This is a genomic window from Streptomyces sp. NPDC002386, assembly GCF_053593175.1.
The window spans coordinates 223,821-238,072 of sequence record NZ_JBSFBX010000003.1; the positions used below are offsets into that span (position 1 = coordinate 223,821).

A 14,252-nucleotide genomic window follows, 5' to 3' on the forward strand; every position below is an offset into this window, starting at 1 on the left:
GGGAAGGAGGTCGCGTCCTGAGCTGCGTGGCACCCGGCTCCGGGGACCCGGTAGCGTGAGCCGACGATTCCGAAGGTCCCCCATTCGTAGGAGTCCCGGTGACGCAGAGTGGACAGGGCGAGGAGCCCTCGGCGCAGCCCGCGCACGAAGGCATCGTGCTGCCCTCCGACGGAGGCGAGCCCCTGCTGCCGGGCATGACGGGCGCGCCCGCCCCGGTGGCGCCCGCGGGCGGCCAGGCCTGGGGCGGCGCCTGGGGCCCCGACCGGCAGCAGCATCAGCATCAGCAGGACCAGGGCTGGCCGCCCGCGGCCGCCCAGCAGTGGGGCACCCCGGAACAGCAGCAGCATCAGCAGCCCGCCGGCGGCCCCGGCCCGCTGCCTCCCGAGGGCGCGCCCGCCCCGTCGTACGACCAGGGGTACGGCCAGGCCCAGGGCTACGGCCCGGACGGCGCGCAGCCCTCGTACGACGGCGGCCGGCCCGGGTACGGCCAGAGCCCGCAGTCCTCGTACGGCGCGGCCCCGCAGCCCGGCTACGGCACGCCCGACGCCTACCAGCAGTACCCGGCGCAGCCCGCCCCCTCGGCGCCGCTGCCGCCCGCCGCGCCGGAGGGGTACCCGGCGCAGGGCGCCCCGCTGCCCCCGGCCGCCGACGGCGCGACCCAGTACATACCGCCGGTCCCCGCGGCGCACGCGGACGAGGGTGCCACCCAGTACATACCGCACATACCGCCCGCCCAGGGTTCTCCCGCCGACGAGGGCGCGACCCAGTACATCCCGCCGGTGACGCCGGGTGCGCTGCCGCCCGAGTCGGCCGGCGAGGAGACCCGGTACCTCGGCCGGGCCCAGCAGCCCCCCGCGCCGGCCGCCCACTCCGACGCGGACGCCACGCAGTACATCCCGCCCTACGCCGCCCAGGCGCACGGCGGTGAGCGGCAGCCGCCCGCCGAGTTCGACAACCTCTTCCGCAGCGGCCCGGGCGGTTCCGGCCCGGCCGGGTCCACGCAGCAGATGCCGCGCGTCCAGCAGCCGAACGCCTACCCCGGACCGGCGCAGCCCGCGTACGAGCCGCCCCTGGACGACGACCGCCACGAGGGCGGGGGGCGCTCGCGGGTGGCCCTGATCGCCGCCGTCGGCGTCGGCATCGTGGTGCTCGGCGTGGGCGCCGGCGCGCTGCTCAGCAGCGGGGGAGGGGACAAGGGCACCGACAACAAGACGGTCGCCGCCTCCGCCCCGGCCACCCAGGACTCGCCCTCGGCGGCCGAGTCCGCCGACCCGGCCGAACAGCAGGCGATCGCCCTGGACAAGCTGCTCGCCGACAGCGGCAGCAGCCGGGCCTCGGTGATCCAGGCGGTGGCGAACGTCAAGCAGTGCAACAACCTCGGCCAGGCCGCCACCGACCTGCGCAACGCCGCCAAGCAGCGCAACGGCCTGGTGACCCGGCTGGGCAAGCTCTCGGTCGACAAGCTGCCGGCCAACGCCGAGCTGACCGCCGCCCTCACCAAGGCCTGGCAGGCCTCGGCCGCCGCCGACAACAACTACGCGGCCTGGGCGGACCAGGTCGGCGGCAGGAAGGGCTGCCACAAGGGCCACGCCCGGATCACCGGCCAGACGCAGGCCGGCAACCGGGAGAGCGGCACCGCGAGCGCCCAGAAGGTCAGGGCGGCGGCGCTGTGGAACACCATCGCGAAGAAGTACGGCCTGACCCAGCGCCAGCCCACCCAGCTCTGAGTCGGCCGGGGCACCGCGCCGCGGGCCGGGTCAGACGAGGTCCGCTTCCTGGAGCGTGCTCGTCATGTCGGTGATTCCGTCGAATCCCGAGCCCGCGGTCCTCTTCGCCTCGACGAGCTTGCCGTCCTGGACCACCTGGAGGGTCACGTCCGCGTTGACCAGCCGGGGCAGGCCGAGACCGGCGAGCTTGCCCTCGTAGGGCCAGTGCAGGGTCGGGGTGAGGCCGCCGGTGTACACCTTCAGGCCCTTGTTGAGGGTGTGCCGCACGCTGTCGGAGCTCACCTCGCCGCCGCCGATCCGCTCCAGCACGGCCTTCAGCACGGTGTAGGCGATCCAGGTGGTCTGCACCCCGGCGTCCGCGGGGTCGATGCGGTTGTCGCCGAAGGCCTCCTCGTTGATGACCTTCTTCATCGGATCCCACCGCGGGTCGGACGTCACCGGGTACCAGCCGGTGATGTACGCCCCCTCGTAGGGGCTCGACGCACCGCCCGTCGCGTTGATCACGCTCTGGTCGACGCTGCCCATCACGGTCGCCGTGCGCACCGCCGGGAACGCGTCGCGGGCCCGCCGGAAGGAGTCCATGAACGTGCCGGTGCGGTCCCCGAGCGCGGGCACCACACACCCCTTCCTCGTCACGTCCTGGGTCGCGGACCGCAGGGCCTGCTCCGCCTGGGAGTCGTACTCGGTGGCGTTCTCGGCGGCGAGCTGGTCGCCGGTCGCGGCGTGCCCGCCCTCCTTCAGACCCGAGTCCAGCAGGGTGGGGAGCTGGTCGCCGGCGATGCTGTCCGGACGCACCAGCGCGACCCGGCCGCAGGCGGCGGCCAGCGCCCGGCCGAGGCCGGCCAGCAGGGCGGGCTGACCCCCGTTGACCGGGTACGACATCTGGCCGGTGAACTCGTCGTTGCTGATGCCGTAGCCGCCGATGTAGGGGATGCCCGCGCTCTCCAGCGGGGCGAGGTAGGAGTCGACGTACTGGCTGTAGGAGCCGACGACGGCGACCACGTCCTCGGCGGCCGCGCGCCGGGCGCACTTCGCCGCGCCCACGCTGTCGTTGTGGTCGTTGCAGGTCAGGATCTCGAGCCTGCGGCCGTTGATGCCGCCGTGGCTGTTGATCCACTTGCCGTAGGCGCGGGCCATCGCGGGCATGCCCGGCTTGTTGGTGGCGTCCGTGTTCTGCGGCGCCCACGTCATCACCTTGATCGGGTCGTCCCCGGAGCCCCCCGTGGCACCGGGGACGACCCCGCATCCGGTGGTGAGCGACGCGACCGCGGCCAGGGCGCCCGCGGAGAGCAGGGTCGCTCTGACGGGCCGGGAGAAGGAGAGGGGGAAGGTGCTGCGGAAGCGTCGCCTGCCGGTCATGGACACGCACGATTCCCTCACACCACTAACCCGAGAGTGACCCTCGGTCAATGAAAGGTGACGCCGAGGTGAATTCGGGGGGCCGGTGTGACGGGTGTGGTGGGGAACGTACGATCGATGACCGTGCAAGGTTCGGAGAACTCTTCCCGTCGCGGCCGTCGCTCCTCCACCATGGGCGGCATGCCACTGAACGACATGCCGTGGTGGCGCTGGCGCAGCAATGTGCGCTCCGCGCTGCACATGCTCTCCGACCCGGTGTTCCAGCAGGACGTCTGGCTGGCCGGCGTGGACGGATACGGCGACGTCACCGACGCCGTGTACCGGCTGGTGGAGGACACCTGGCTGGACAACTGGTCGGCGGAGAAGTACGTCGGCACGATATTCCGCGACTCCCAGGAGGCGGCACTGGTCGACACGGCCGTGCTGCGGGTGCTGCGGATCATGCACCAGGTCGGCCCGGACGCGCCGGTCTCCGCCTACCTCGACCACCACGCGTGGCCGGAGGCGGTGCGGGCGGCACGGGACGCTCACCTGCGTCTCGCGGCCAGTGACGGCGACGACCCGGACACGACCCCGCGCAGCCTGGAGGTCCTGCGGATCATGACGAGGACCGCGTAGGCGGCAGCGGGCCGTCGCGGGCCGCCTCCGGTACCGGGGACCGCCCCCGCCCCGTCCCGCCCTGCGGGACGACCGCCCGCCGCGGACGGGCGGTGTGGGAACCTGTGGTGCATGAACGAGCAGCCCGCCCGCGCCGCCGACCCGGCCGACCAGTACGTCCTCACCCTCTCCTGCCCGGACAAGCAGGGCATCGTGCACGCCGTGTCGAGCTACCTGTTCATGACCGGCTGCAACATCGAGGACAGCCAGCAGTTCGGCGACCACGACACGGGCCTGTTCTTCATGCGCGTCCACTTCTCGGCCGAGGCGCCGGTGACCGTGGAGAAGCTGCGGGCGAGCTTCACGGCGATCGGTGACTCCTTCCACATGGACTGGCAGATCAACCGGGCCGACGAGAAGATGCGCATCGTGCTGATGGTCAGCAGGTTCGGGCACTGCCTGAACGACCTGCTGTTCCGGGCGCGCATCGGGGCGCTGCCGGTGGAGATCGCGGCCGTGGTCTCCAACCACACCGACTTCGAGGAGCTGGTGGGCTCCTACAACATCCCCTTCCACCACATCCCGGTGACGAAGGAGACCAAGGCCGAGGGCGAGGCGCGGCTGCTGGAGATCGTCCGCGAGGAGCACGTCGAACTCGTCGTCCTCGCCCGCTACATGCAGGTCCTCTCCGACGACCTGTGCAAGCAGCTCAGCGGCCGGATCATCAACATCCACCACTCGTTCCTGCCGAGCTTCAAGGGCGCGAAGCCGTACCACCAGGCGCACGCGCGGGGCGTGAAGGTGATCGGGGCCACCGCCCACTACGTCACCGCCGACCTCGACGAGGGCCCGATCATCGAGCAGGAGGTCGAGCGGGTGGGTCACGACGTCACCCCGGAGGGCCTGGTCGCCGTCGGCCGCGACGTGGAGTGCCAGGCGCTGGCGCGCGCGGTGAAGTGGCACGCGGAGCGCAGGATCCTGCTCAACGGCCGCCGGACGGTGGTGTTCGCCTAGGGGGCGCGCCGTCCGGAATGCCGGGCGGCAGGCTCACATCCGGCTCAGCCCCGCCGCGGCGAACAGGACGTCCCGGATCGCCTCGCGGTCGCCCACCTGCCCCGCCGCGGCCTCCTCCGGGGGTACATGGCCGGCGGCCAGGCGGCAGAACTCCACGCCGTCCAGGGCGACATGGGCCACCTCGAACTCGACGGAGCCCACCGCGCCCGGCGAGTCCAGCGGGATCAGCCACTCCCCGCCGGCCGCGCCCTCGATCTCCAGCCGCAGGCTGCGCCCCGGCTCCCCGGCCGGCACCAGTCGGGGCGGCCGGCCCGTCACGGACAGTCCCGCCCGGCGCCGCTCGGCCAGCGCCACCGGCAGCATCCGGGCCGCCAGGTCGATCATCCGGTGCAGATGCCGCGGCGCGGGCGGCTCGTAGGGGTAGTCCACCGCCTCCGCGATGTCCTCCGCGTGCACCCAGCACTCGAAGGCCCGGTCCAGCATCGCGTCGTGCAGCGGCAGCTCGAAGTCGCCGTACGGCACGCTCAGTCCGCCGGCGCTGCCGCCGGTGAAGGACACCGTCCGCACCAGCCGGTGGCTCTGGTCCCGCCAGGGGGCCCGCACGGACCGGGTCGGCGGGAAGTGCGAGGTGCTCCAGAACGCGTCGGTGCGCGCCGCCGGTCCCGCCGCGGCCTGTTCACCGCCTACGGCCTCCGCGAGCGGGTCGTCCAGCCCGAGCGCCACCGCGACCAGCCCGTCCACCGACAGCAGATGGGCGATCACCCCGGCGACGGTGGTGCGGCGGCTCGTCGCCTCGTCGGCCTCGAACCACCGCAGCCGCACCGGCGCGTGCCACTCGGCGTCCCCGAAGTCCTGCAGCAGCGCGTCCAGCCGGGCGGTCTCGGCGTCGTAGGGGGCCGCCCACCCGGGCACCGGGATGCGTGGCGGACGGCGGTTCAGGCAGGTGTCCAGCACGCGGGTGCGCAGGGCCGGGTCCAGGTCGAGGCTCTCCGGCCGGTGCAGCAGTTCGACCGCCTCGCGCAGCCGGCGGGCCTCGTCCGCGCAGGCCCCGCAGTCGCCGAGGTGCTCCTCCACGGCCGCGGTCTCCGCCGCCGAGCAGGCCGCCAGGGCCCAGGCGCCCAGGAGCGACTTCAGGACGTCGTGCGACAGGTCGAGCGGCACGGCAGCGGTTTCCCCGGGGTCGACGAGGTCGGGCAGGGGCAGCCCGCTGTCCTCGACGGAGGCGCGGGGCGGCGGGATACGGGGCCGGCGGTCGCCGTCGGCCCCGTCGTGCGCCGCGGAGCCCTCGGGGCCGTTCACACCGCACCTCCGTATCCCCGCGGGGTGCCGGCGTCGTGCGCGGTGGACAGCAGCTGGAGGCCGAGGCGGAGCCGCCGGCGGGCCTCGTCCTCGGTCACGCCGAGGTCGGCGGCGGCCTGCCGGTAGTCGCGCCGCTGGAAGTAGGCCAGTTCGAGCGCGGCGCGCAGCGGAGCGGGCATCGAGTGGACGATGTAGTCGGCGCGGGCCGCGACCGAGGCGCGGCGCACCTTGCTCTCCAGGCTCTCCAGCTCCTCCGCGGAGCCGCTCTCGCCCGGCGTCAGCGCGGCGGACTCGGTGGCGCGCAGCCGCTGCACGGCCAGCCGTTGGGTCACCTGGGCCACCCAGGAGCGCAGCGGGCCCTGTTTGGGGTCGTAGGAGTCGGGGTGTTCCCAGACGTGGGCGAAGACCTCGCGGGTGACCCGGTCCGCGGCCCGTTCGTCGCCGAGGACCCGGTGGGCGAGGCTGTGCACGAGGGAGGCGAAGCGGTCGTACAGCTCGCCGAGGGCCGCGGCCTCACCGCGGGCGAGCCGCTGCTGCATCTTGCGGTCCCAGCGGGGCGGTACGTCCTTCTGCGCCATGTCGCCCCTCCCCTCGCCCTCGTCCGACAGGTCCAGCGTGTCTGCACCGTCGTCTCGAATGTAGTCGGCACCTCCGACAACGCACGCCCCTTTGTGTCAATGTGCGCCCCCCGAGGTGTCGCAGGTGATAGTGCCCTCTTCACACATCCTTCACTCAATCGGCGCCCAAGTACGATCGAACAGGATCGATAGTGACTGAAACAAGACCCTTGTCGATCGTGTGCCGTTTGCGACTCCAAGTTTCAGGGAACGGCCGCTGGGCAGCCGCCCGGAAAGAAACGTAGGAACTGCTTCCGTTTCCAGGCGGTTCCGCGAACCGGCGAGCGGAGGGGCGTGGCCGTGACATTCAGGGTGACCGGCGTCGAACGGGACGGATGGACCGTGCTCCGGGTCGGCGGGGAGCTTGACCTCATGACCTCGCCGGTGCTGCGCCAGCGGGTGCACGACGTGGTGGCCGAGGGCCACCACAGTCTTGTCCTGGACCTCTCGGAGGTCTTCTTCTGCGACTCCAGCGGCGTCGGCGTGCTCATCGCCGCCCGCCGGCTGATCCGCTCCTGCCAGGGCCGGCTGCGGCTGATCCTGCCGGACCGGGGTGCGGAGGACGGCTCGCACGTCAACCGGGTCCTGGGCGCGCTCGGCGTCCGCCGCCTCTTCGACGTCCGTCCCGACGTCGAGTCCGCCGTCAGCGACGAGGCCGACCCGCTGTCCGCCTGAGCCCGTCATGGGACCGGTCCTCCCGGCCCGAGCACATCACGCGGCCGCCGCCACAGGGTTGTCGCGAAATTCCCCCGGTCTTGGCACAACTGCCGCCTTTCCGTCACCCGTCCACCGCCCGCGACGTACGCTCCCAGCCGGATCACCCTCCACGTCGACACGAAGGCGGCCCGAACAGACATGGTCAGCACCGAGTACGAGCGCAGGATCGCCGCCCGGTTCGCCGGCTTCGACCAGGACGGCAACGGCTACATCGACCGCGAGGACTTCAGCGCGGCGGCCAAGGCCCTGCTCGCCGAGTTCGCCGTACCCGCCCGCTCCGACCGCGGACAGGCGCTCTACGCCGGAGCGGAGGCGTTCTGGCAGGGCATGGCGGGCATCGCCGACCGGGACGGCGACCAGCGCATCACCCGCGAGGAGTTCGTCACCGGCGCGGTCAAGCGCCTGCGCGACAACCCCGACCGCTTCGCCGAGATCGCACGGCCCTTCCTGCACGCGGCCCTGGCCGTCGCGGACCCGGACGCGGACGGGCGCGCCACCGTCCCCGACACCATTCGCGTGCTGCGCGTGCTGCGCGTCCCGGAGGACGTCGCCCGGGCGGCCGCCACCGCCCTCGACGCGGACGGCGACGGCAGGGTCGGTGAGCCGGAGATCGTCCCGGCCTTCGCGCGGTACTTCACCGTTCCCGAGTGACGCCGGGCGGCGGTCGCCGTGCAACCCGCCTGGGCGCGCATCCAGTTCGGGCGATCCTTGGCCCACGATGTCGCGGATCGTGGCGAATCGACGTCACAGAGCGTTGATATCGGCTTGTGTCCTTGACGTGACTCGTCACGTCCCGGAGTCACGCGTCCCCTCGGGTACCTTGTGTGGGATGCGAGTGGCCGCGAGTACGTGCCGAGCCGTCTGTGCGCCCGGGTCGCCCCCGGACCGCGCGGTGCGCGCCGCTGCTCGCGGGGCGGTACGGGCCCGATTCCCCGCCCGTTCACCCGCCTGTTCGACTTCCCGGCGAGCGCGTCGCACAGTATGCCGCACGCGTACTCCTTCGCGCTGGAATATGCCCGAAGCGCTTGTTGGGGTGACTGTACGTCAACCATGCTGTCTCGTAAGGGAATCACGTTCCGTGAGCCTTGCTCTGGCCGTTGTCCTGGCCATGCAGAAAATGGCTACGATCGTGGCCCTCGTCGTGGTGCGCGTCGCGGATTGTGTCGCGGCGTTCGTGTGGCGCGGGGCCATGTGTCCGCCGGTTCGGATGGTGTGAGCGGTGCAGGTGCTTCAAGTGCAGCTGGAGATCCGGCCCGACCCCGCGGAGGTGGGGCGGGCCAGGAGATGGGCGCGGTCGCGGCTCTCCGGGCTCGGGATAGGGGCCGACGAGCCGTTGGCCGAGACGCTGGTCCTGCTGGTCTCCGAGTTGGTGACCAACGCCGTGGTGCACACCGGCCGTCCGGCCGTGCTGCGGCTCTCCCTGCCGGGGAGGCCGCCGGGCGCGAGGACCGGCGCGGCGGCGAGCACGGCGGTGGAGACGGGTGCCGGTGCGACGGAGGCCACCGGCCCGGCGGGCGCCGCGGAGCCGGACGCCTCGGCCACCGTACGGCTCGAGGTGGCCGACACCAGCTCCCGCGCACCCGTCCCGCGCTGCGCCGGCGGTGACGCCACCGGCGGCCGCGGTCTGGCGCTCGTCGACTGCCTGGCCGACCGCTGGGGCTGGCACCCCGAGGGCTCCGGCAAGAGCATCTGGTGCGAACTGGACCGCTGCTCGCAGTCCCGGCAGGGCGCGGGATCGGCGTACGGGGGCGGCCTGTCCGCGTACGAGGACTTCGCCTTCGAGGCGGTGTAGCGTCCGGCGCCCGGGTGCGCCCCGGCCGCATCCGTGCGCGGTCACCGCGAACCAGGCGTGAACCGCCTTTCTTCCCGGCCGTGTTGACGGCGCATCACCGGGTGATCAGGCTGGTGGACGACGATTCGCCGTGAGGGGACGGCGAGGGCCCGGGGCGCCGGGTCCCCGCCGAGCGCGGGTCGCACCGGACGGCGGCGCGAGGCCGTGGGCGGGGGCGTGCCGCCGTCCGGCGTCCGGGCCACCGGTCCCCGTGGGCGGCGCGGAGCGGGAAGCGCCCGCACCGCTCACCTTTCTCCACAGGCTGTGGACGGCTCAGCGCAGCGAGCCGGTGCGGAACGTCCGCCGGTACGCCGTCGGCGTCACCCCGAGCGCCTGCTGCAGGTGCTGGCGCATCGACTGGGCCGTGCCGAAGCCGGCGTCCCGGGCCACCTGGTCGACCGACAGCTCGCTGGACTCCAGCAGATGCCGGGCGCGTTCCACGCGCTGCTGCGTGAGCCACTGGCCGGGGCTGACGCCGACCTCCTCCCGGAACCGGCGGGTGAAGGTGCGCACCGACATGGACTCCTGCGCGGCCATGTCGCGGAGCTGGATCGGCTCGTGCAGCCGGCCGAGGGCCCAGGCGCGGGCCGCGGTGGTCGTGGCGAGCTGCAGATCGGGTACGGGGCGTTCGATGTACTGGGCCTGGCCGCCGTCGCGGTGCGGCGGTACGACCGTGCGGCGGGCCACCTCGTTGGCGACGGCCGTGCCGTGGTCGCGGCGCACCATGTGCAGGCACAGGTCGATCCCGGCGGCCACCCCGGCCGAGGTCAGCACGTCGCCGTCGTCGATGAACAGCACGTCCGCGTCGACGTCGATCTTCGGGAACAGCCGCTGGAACCGCTCGGCGTCGGCCCAGTGCGTGGTCGCCGGCCGGCCGTCGAGGAGGCCCGCGGCGGCGAGGACGTACACCCCGGTGCAGATGGAGGCGAGGCGGGTGCCGGGGCGGATGCGGGCGAGCGCGGCGGCCAGCTCGTCGGTCAGCCTGCCCTCGTCGTAGAGCGGGCCGAGCTCGTAGGACGCCGGGACGATCACCGTGTCGGCCGTCTCCAGCGCCTCGGGGCCGTGCGGGACGTGCACCGAGAAGTCGGCGTCCGTGTCGACCGGGCCCGGCGGCCGGACCGAGCAGGTCACCACCTCGTACAGCGGCCGGCCCGCGGCGTCCTTGGGGCGGCCGAAGATCCGGTGCGGGATGCCGAGCTCGAAGGGGAGCAGGCCGTCCAGGGCCAGGACGACGATGCGGTGCGGGCGGAACTCCTCGCCAACGGTCATGGCCCGATCCTAGCGAATGCTGTCCTTCGGGCCACTCGTTGTGCGCCACCGGGTCCAGGACGCTCTATGACGTGACTCAGACAACCGAAGCCGCCGCTCCCCTCCAGGCCCCGCCCGCCCGGCGCCGCCGGGTGCACCGCGCCTGGTACGTCGCCGCCGTCACGTTCGTCACGATCATCGGCGCGGCGGCCTTCCGTTCCCTGCCCGGTCTCCTGATCGACCCGCTGCACCAGGAGTTCGGCTGGTCGCGCGGCACCATCGGCGCGGCCGTCTCCGTGAACCTGGCGCTCTACGGGCTCACCGCGCCCTTCGCCGCCGCCCTGATGGACCGCTTCGGCATCCGCCGGGTGGTGGCCGTCGCGCTCACCGTGATCGCGATCGGGTCGGGCCTGACCGTCTGGATGACGGCTCCCTGGCAGCTCATGCTGTGCTGGGGCCTGCTGGTCGGCCTCGGCAGCGGCTCGATGGCGCTGGCGTTCGCCGCCACCGTCACCAACCGCTGGTTCACCGAGCGGCGCGGCTTGGTCAGCGGCATCCTCACCGCGGCCTCCGCCTCCGGCCAGCTCATCTTCCTGCCGGTGCTGTCCTGGACGGTGGAGGAGCACGGCTGGCACCCGGCGGCCGTCACGGTGGCCCTGGCCGCCCTCGCCGTGGTCCCGTTCGTGTGGATCCTGCTGCGCGACCACCCGGCCGACGTGGGCCTGAAGCCCTACGGCGCCGAGACGTTCGTGCCGAAGCCGCCCCCGGTCACCGGTGCCGCCCGCCGCACGCTCGGCGTCCTCGCCTCCGCCGCCCGCACGGGCCCGTTCTGGCTGCTGGCCGGCACCTTCGCGATCTGCGGCGCCTCCACCAACGGCCTGATCCAGACGCACTTCGTGCCCGCGGCCCACGACCACGGCATGCCGGTCACGGCGGCGGCCTCGCTGCTGGCGGTCGTCGGGGTGTTCGACGTCGTCGGCACGATCGCCTCCGGCTGGTTCACCGACCGCTTCGAACCGCGCCGGCTGCTCGCCGTCTACTACGCCCTGCGCGGTGTCTCGCTGCTGTTCCTGCCGATGCTGCTCGGCCCGTCCGTGCACCCTCCGATGGTCTTCTTCATCGTCTTCTACGGCCTCGACTGGGTGGCCACCGTCCCGCCCACCCTCGCGCTGTGCCGGGAGCAGTACGGCGAGGACAGCGCCATCGTCTTCGGCTGGGTGCTCGCCTCCCACCAGGTCGGCGCGGCCCTGGTCGCCTATCTCGGCGGCGTCGCACGTGACGTCTTCGGCTCCTACAACATGGTCTGGTACGCCTCCGGCACCCTGTGCGCGGTGGCGGCCCTGATGGCCCTGGTCATCCGCCGCCGCCCGGCGGTCCCGGCACCGGTACCGGCGCCGGCGGTCTGAGTCGACACCCGACGGCGAGGGCGCCGGTGAGGGCCGGTCGGGGACTTCCGTAGGCTCCCGCCCATGGGGCGGGAAGAGACACCGGGAAGACCCGGCGGGAACGGGTACTGGACGGCTGCCGACCTGAGCGCGGCGGCCGCGATGGGCGGGGCGCAGCTCCCGGCGGCGGGGCTGCTGTGGTGGATCGTCGCCAGCACGGTGCAGGACGACTACGGAGCGGGCTCCGTCGGGGCTCTCGGCGTGGTCTGCGTCCTCCTCTTCGCGCCGGTGCTGCTGCCGCTGCTCGGCATGGCGCTGACCTTCGTCCTCACCCTGCCGGCGGTGGTCCTCGCCCGGCTGGCCGGCCGTCACCTGGGCGGCCCCGCCTGGCTCCGGCACCTCGTGACGCCGCTCGCCCCGGCCGTCCTCTGGGGCGGTGTGACGGCACCGCTGTGGTCCCTCACCACGTCCGTCCCGGTCCTGACGGCCCTGGGCGTCCTGCCCACCCTCTGGGTCGGGTGCGCCCGCAGGCGCGCCTGGCGTCAGTGGGGCGTGTGGTGGCGCGCGGCGGCCGCCTCGGCGGTCCTCCTCCTCGCCGCTCTGGGCGGCGGGTTCGTCGCCACCGAGACGGGCGTCGTCGAGCGGTACGAGCCCCCGGAGCTCACCACCGCCCGGCTCGCCGGGGTCTGGCACGGTGACGGCGGGGCGGAACTGCGGCTGAGCCCCGACGGGCGGGCGACGGCGGTGCGGCTGCCGGCCGAGCCCCTGGACTACGACTGGATCGACCACGAGTACGTCAAGTGCGCGGGCGCCGGCACCTGGAAGCCGCACCACCGGGACGACCTGGGCCGCGACGGCATCCTGCTGCGGCTCGACGGCGACTGCGGCGAGGACACCGACTGGTCCTTCGGCGGCACCGGGAAGGACCCCGAGCTGTACGTCCTGTTCGGCGACCCGGACGCGGGGCGGCTGTGCGTCCTGAAGCGGACGGGCTGACCCCGGGCCGGTGCTAGGTCGTGTCCGCGAAGTCGCGCCTGCGTCGCGGCGCCCGGCACGCACTCTCGCCGCACCGGCCGGAAGCCCGAGTACACCCGGTACGAGGGCGTCCGGCCGGCACGCCGAGAGTACGCACCGGACGCCGCGACGCCCGCCCTGCGGGCGAACGACGCGACTTTGCGGACACGACCCAGGGGCGCCCGAGCGCGGAGGTCACCGCCGGGCGCCCGCCGCGAGCGCCCTGGCCACCGCCCTGGCGATCCGCTCCGCGTCGATCGCCAGCTCCCGGAACATGCCGCTGATCGGATTGGTGAACCCGGTGAAGTACAGGCCGGGAGCCCCGTCCGGCGTGCGGGCACCGTGCACCACGGGCCTGCCGCGGCCGTCCAGCACACCCAGGTGCCCGACCAGCCCGTCCAGCGCCCGCTCGTACCCGGTGGCCGCGATCACGGCGTCCGGCGTGAGGCGGCCGCCGTCGGAGAGGACCACCTTTCCGTCCTCGAACCCCTCGACGGCCGCGACGATCTCCACCTTCCCGCCGCGCACCGCCTCGACGATCCCGACGTCCTGCACGGGGATCGCGCCCTCGCGCACCCTGCTGTACAGCCCGCTCGCGGGGCGCGGCAGCCCGTGGGCGGCGAGATCAGGCGTGATGAACCTGCCCAGGGCCCGCGCGAGCCGGTCCACGAGCGGCACCGGCAGCCGCCGGACCAGCACGCCCGTGTACTGGGCGGCCCATCCGGCGGTCGAGCGGCGCACGATGTGCGGGGCCGTGCGCACGGCCAGGCGCACCCGCGCGGCGCCGCCCTCCACCAGGTCGACGGCTATCTCGGCACCGGTGTTGCCGATGCCCACGACCAGCACGTCCCGGCCCGCGTACGGCCGCGCGTCGCGGTACCGCCCGGCGTGCAGGAACTCCCCGCCGTAGCCGTCCAGTCCAGGCCAGTCGGGCACCCGCGGGGTGTGGTTGTGGCCGGTGGCGACGACCACCGCGCTGCCGGCCAGCTCCCGCCCGCCGGAGGCGTGCAGCACCCAGCCGCCGCCGTCCCCGGCGCGCTCGACGCGGAACACCTCCACGCCGGTGACGATCTCCAGCTCGTGGTGCTCGGCGTACTTCTCCAGGTACCGGACCACGTCGTCCCGGGACACCCAGCGCCCGAACCTGCGGGGGATCGCGAGGCCCGGCAGGGCCGACAGGCGCCGGGTGGTGTGCAGGTGCAGGCGGTCGTAGTGCTGCCGCCAGGAGGCGCCCACCCGGTCCGACTTCTCCAGCACCACGGCCCGTACCCCGCGCGCCCGCAGCGCGTGCGCGGCGGCCAGTCCACCGGGGCCGGCGCCTATGACGTAGACGGGACGGTCGGCGGGGGTCGCGGAGAGGCGCGCGGAAGAGGGACGGGAGTCGGCCATGAGCGCGAGCGTAATCACACACCAGGTTGATGGGTCTCGGTCAAGACCGGAATTG

General features: G+C 73.6%; 13 protein-coding genes. 8 read left to right on the forward strand and 5 right to left on the reverse strand.

Annotation, left to right across the window (positions count from 1 at the left end; all coding sequences use genetic code 11):
• Positions 1-98: 98 nt before the first annotated feature.
• A complete protein-coding gene (locus ACWCPN_RS08170) occupies positions 99-1,727 on the forward strand; it encodes a hypothetical protein (protein WP_451203405.1) in 1,629 nt (542 codons plus the stop codon).
• Between the two features lie 30 nt (positions 1,728-1,757).
• Here the strand turns inward: ACWCPN_RS08170 and ACWCPN_RS08175 are convergent, their stop codons facing one another.
• Positions 1,758-3,086, reverse strand: coding sequence for an ABC transporter substrate-binding protein (locus tag ACWCPN_RS08175; protein ID WP_451203407.1), 1,329 nt, complete (start codon positions 3,084-3,086; stop codon positions 1,758-1,760).
• Between the two features lie 117 nt (positions 3,087-3,203).
• Here ACWCPN_RS08175 and ACWCPN_RS08180 point away from each other — a divergent pair, with 117 nt between their 5' ends.
• Positions 3,204-3,704: an SCO4402 family protein gene (locus tag ACWCPN_RS08180; protein ID WP_199210956.1), complete on the forward strand. Its 501-nt coding sequence runs from the start codon at positions 3,204-3,206 to the stop codon at positions 3,702-3,704.
• A 111-nt stretch (positions 3,705-3,815) separates the two neighbouring features.
• A complete protein-coding gene (gene purU / locus ACWCPN_RS08185) occupies positions 3,816-4,697 on the forward strand; it encodes a formyltetrahydrofolate deformylase (protein WP_451203409.1) in 882 nt (293 codons plus the stop codon).
• 33 nt (positions 4,698-4,730) lie between these two features.
• Here the strand turns inward: purU and ACWCPN_RS08190 are convergent, their stop codons facing one another.
• Both ACWCPN_RS08190 and ACWCPN_RS08195 read right to left on the reverse strand, forming a co-directional pair.
• Positions 4,731-5,996 carry a maleylpyruvate isomerase N-terminal domain-containing protein gene (locus ACWCPN_RS08190; RefSeq protein WP_451203411.1) on the reverse strand — a complete coding sequence of 422 codons (1,266 nt, stop codon included), beginning with the start codon at positions 5,994-5,996 and terminating at the stop codon, positions 4,731-4,733.
• Positions 5,993-6,574: an RNA polymerase sigma factor gene (locus ACWCPN_RS08195; protein WP_199210953.1), complete on the reverse strand. Its 582-nt coding sequence runs from the start codon at positions 6,572-6,574 to the stop codon at positions 5,993-5,995. Before ACWCPN_RS08195 ends, ACWCPN_RS08190 begins: the two co-directional genes overlap by 4 nt.
• Positions 6,575-6,907: 333 nt before the next feature.
• Between ACWCPN_RS08195 and ACWCPN_RS08200 the strand changes: the two genes are divergently transcribed.
• The 3 genes from ACWCPN_RS08200 to ACWCPN_RS08210 all read left to right on the forward strand — a co-directional run bounded on the left by ACWCPN_RS08200 (position 6,908) and on the right by ACWCPN_RS08210 (position 9,122).
• Complete coding sequence (locus ACWCPN_RS08200) at positions 6,908-7,288, forward strand: STAS domain-containing protein (RefSeq protein WP_451203413.1); 381 nt, start codon at positions 6,908-6,910, stop codon at positions 7,286-7,288.
• A gap of 180 nt (positions 7,289-7,468) precedes the next feature.
• Positions 7,469-7,981: an EF-hand domain-containing protein gene (locus ACWCPN_RS08205; RefSeq protein ID WP_365127130.1), complete on the forward strand. Its 513-nt coding sequence runs from the start codon at positions 7,469-7,471 to the stop codon at positions 7,979-7,981.
• A gap of 583 nt (positions 7,982-8,564) precedes the next feature.
• A complete protein-coding gene (locus tag ACWCPN_RS08210) occupies positions 8,565-9,122 on the forward strand; it encodes an ATP-binding protein (protein WP_451203813.1) in 558 nt (185 codons plus the stop codon).
• A 312-nt stretch (positions 9,123-9,434) separates the two neighbouring features.
• Here the strand turns inward: ACWCPN_RS08210 and ACWCPN_RS08215 are convergent, their stop codons facing one another.
• Positions 9,435-10,430 carry a GlxA family transcriptional regulator gene (locus ACWCPN_RS08215; RefSeq protein WP_451203415.1) on the reverse strand — a complete coding sequence of 332 codons (996 nt, stop codon included), beginning with the start codon at positions 10,428-10,430 and terminating at the stop codon, positions 9,435-9,437.
• Positions 10,431-10,501: 71 nt separating this feature from the next.
• Between ACWCPN_RS08215 and ACWCPN_RS08220 the strand changes: the two genes are divergently transcribed.
• Positions 10,502-11,815: an MFS transporter gene (locus ACWCPN_RS08220; RefSeq protein ID WP_451203417.1), complete on the forward strand. Its 1,314-nt coding sequence runs from the start codon at positions 10,502-10,504 to the stop codon at positions 11,813-11,815.
• A gap of 63 nt (positions 11,816-11,878) precedes the next feature.
• Entirely contained in the window at positions 11,879-12,790 is a 912-nt protein-coding gene (locus tag ACWCPN_RS08225) for a hypothetical protein (RefSeq protein ID WP_451203419.1), read from the forward strand.
• Between the two features lie 213 nt (positions 12,791-13,003).
• Here the strand turns inward: ACWCPN_RS08225 and ACWCPN_RS08230 are convergent, their stop codons facing one another.
• Positions 13,004-14,197, reverse strand: coding sequence for a flavin-containing monooxygenase (locus tag ACWCPN_RS08230; protein ID WP_451203421.1), 1,194 nt, complete (start codon positions 14,195-14,197; stop codon positions 13,004-13,006).
• Between the last annotated feature and the right edge of the window lie 55 nt (positions 14,198-14,252).

Excerpts from the sequence above, each read along its gene's own strand:
- ACWCPN_RS08205 (WP_365127130.1), top strand. The coding sequence starts at position 7,469 with ATGGTCAGCACCGAGTACGAGCGCAGGATCGCCGCCCGGTTCGCCGGC.
- purU (WP_451203409.1), top strand. The coding sequence starts at position 3,816 with ATGAACGAGCAGCCCGCCCGCGCCGCCGACCCGGCCGACCAGTACGTC.
- ACWCPN_RS08175 (WP_451203407.1), bottom strand. The coding sequence starts at position 3,086 with ATGACCGGCAGGCGACGCTTCCGCAGCACCTTCCCCCTCTCCTTCTCC.
- ACWCPN_RS08230 (WP_451203421.1), bottom strand. The coding sequence starts at position 14,197 with ATGGCCGACTCCCGTCCCTCTTCCGCGCGCCTCTCCGCGACCCCCGCC.
- ACWCPN_RS08195 (WP_199210953.1), bottom strand. The coding sequence starts at position 6,574 with ATGGCGCAGAAGGACGTACCGCCCCGCTGGGACCGCAAGATGCAGCAG.
- ACWCPN_RS08180 (WP_199210956.1), top strand. The coding sequence starts at position 3,204 with ATGACCGTGCAAGGTTCGGAGAACTCTTCCCGTCGCGGCCGTCGCTCC.
- ACWCPN_RS08215 (WP_451203415.1), bottom strand. The coding sequence starts at position 10,430 with ATGACCGTTGGCGAGGAGTTCCGCCCGCACCGCATCGTCGTCCTGGCC.
- ACWCPN_RS08225 (WP_451203419.1), top strand. The coding sequence starts at position 11,879 with ATGGGGCGGGAAGAGACACCGGGAAGACCCGGCGGGAACGGGTACTGG.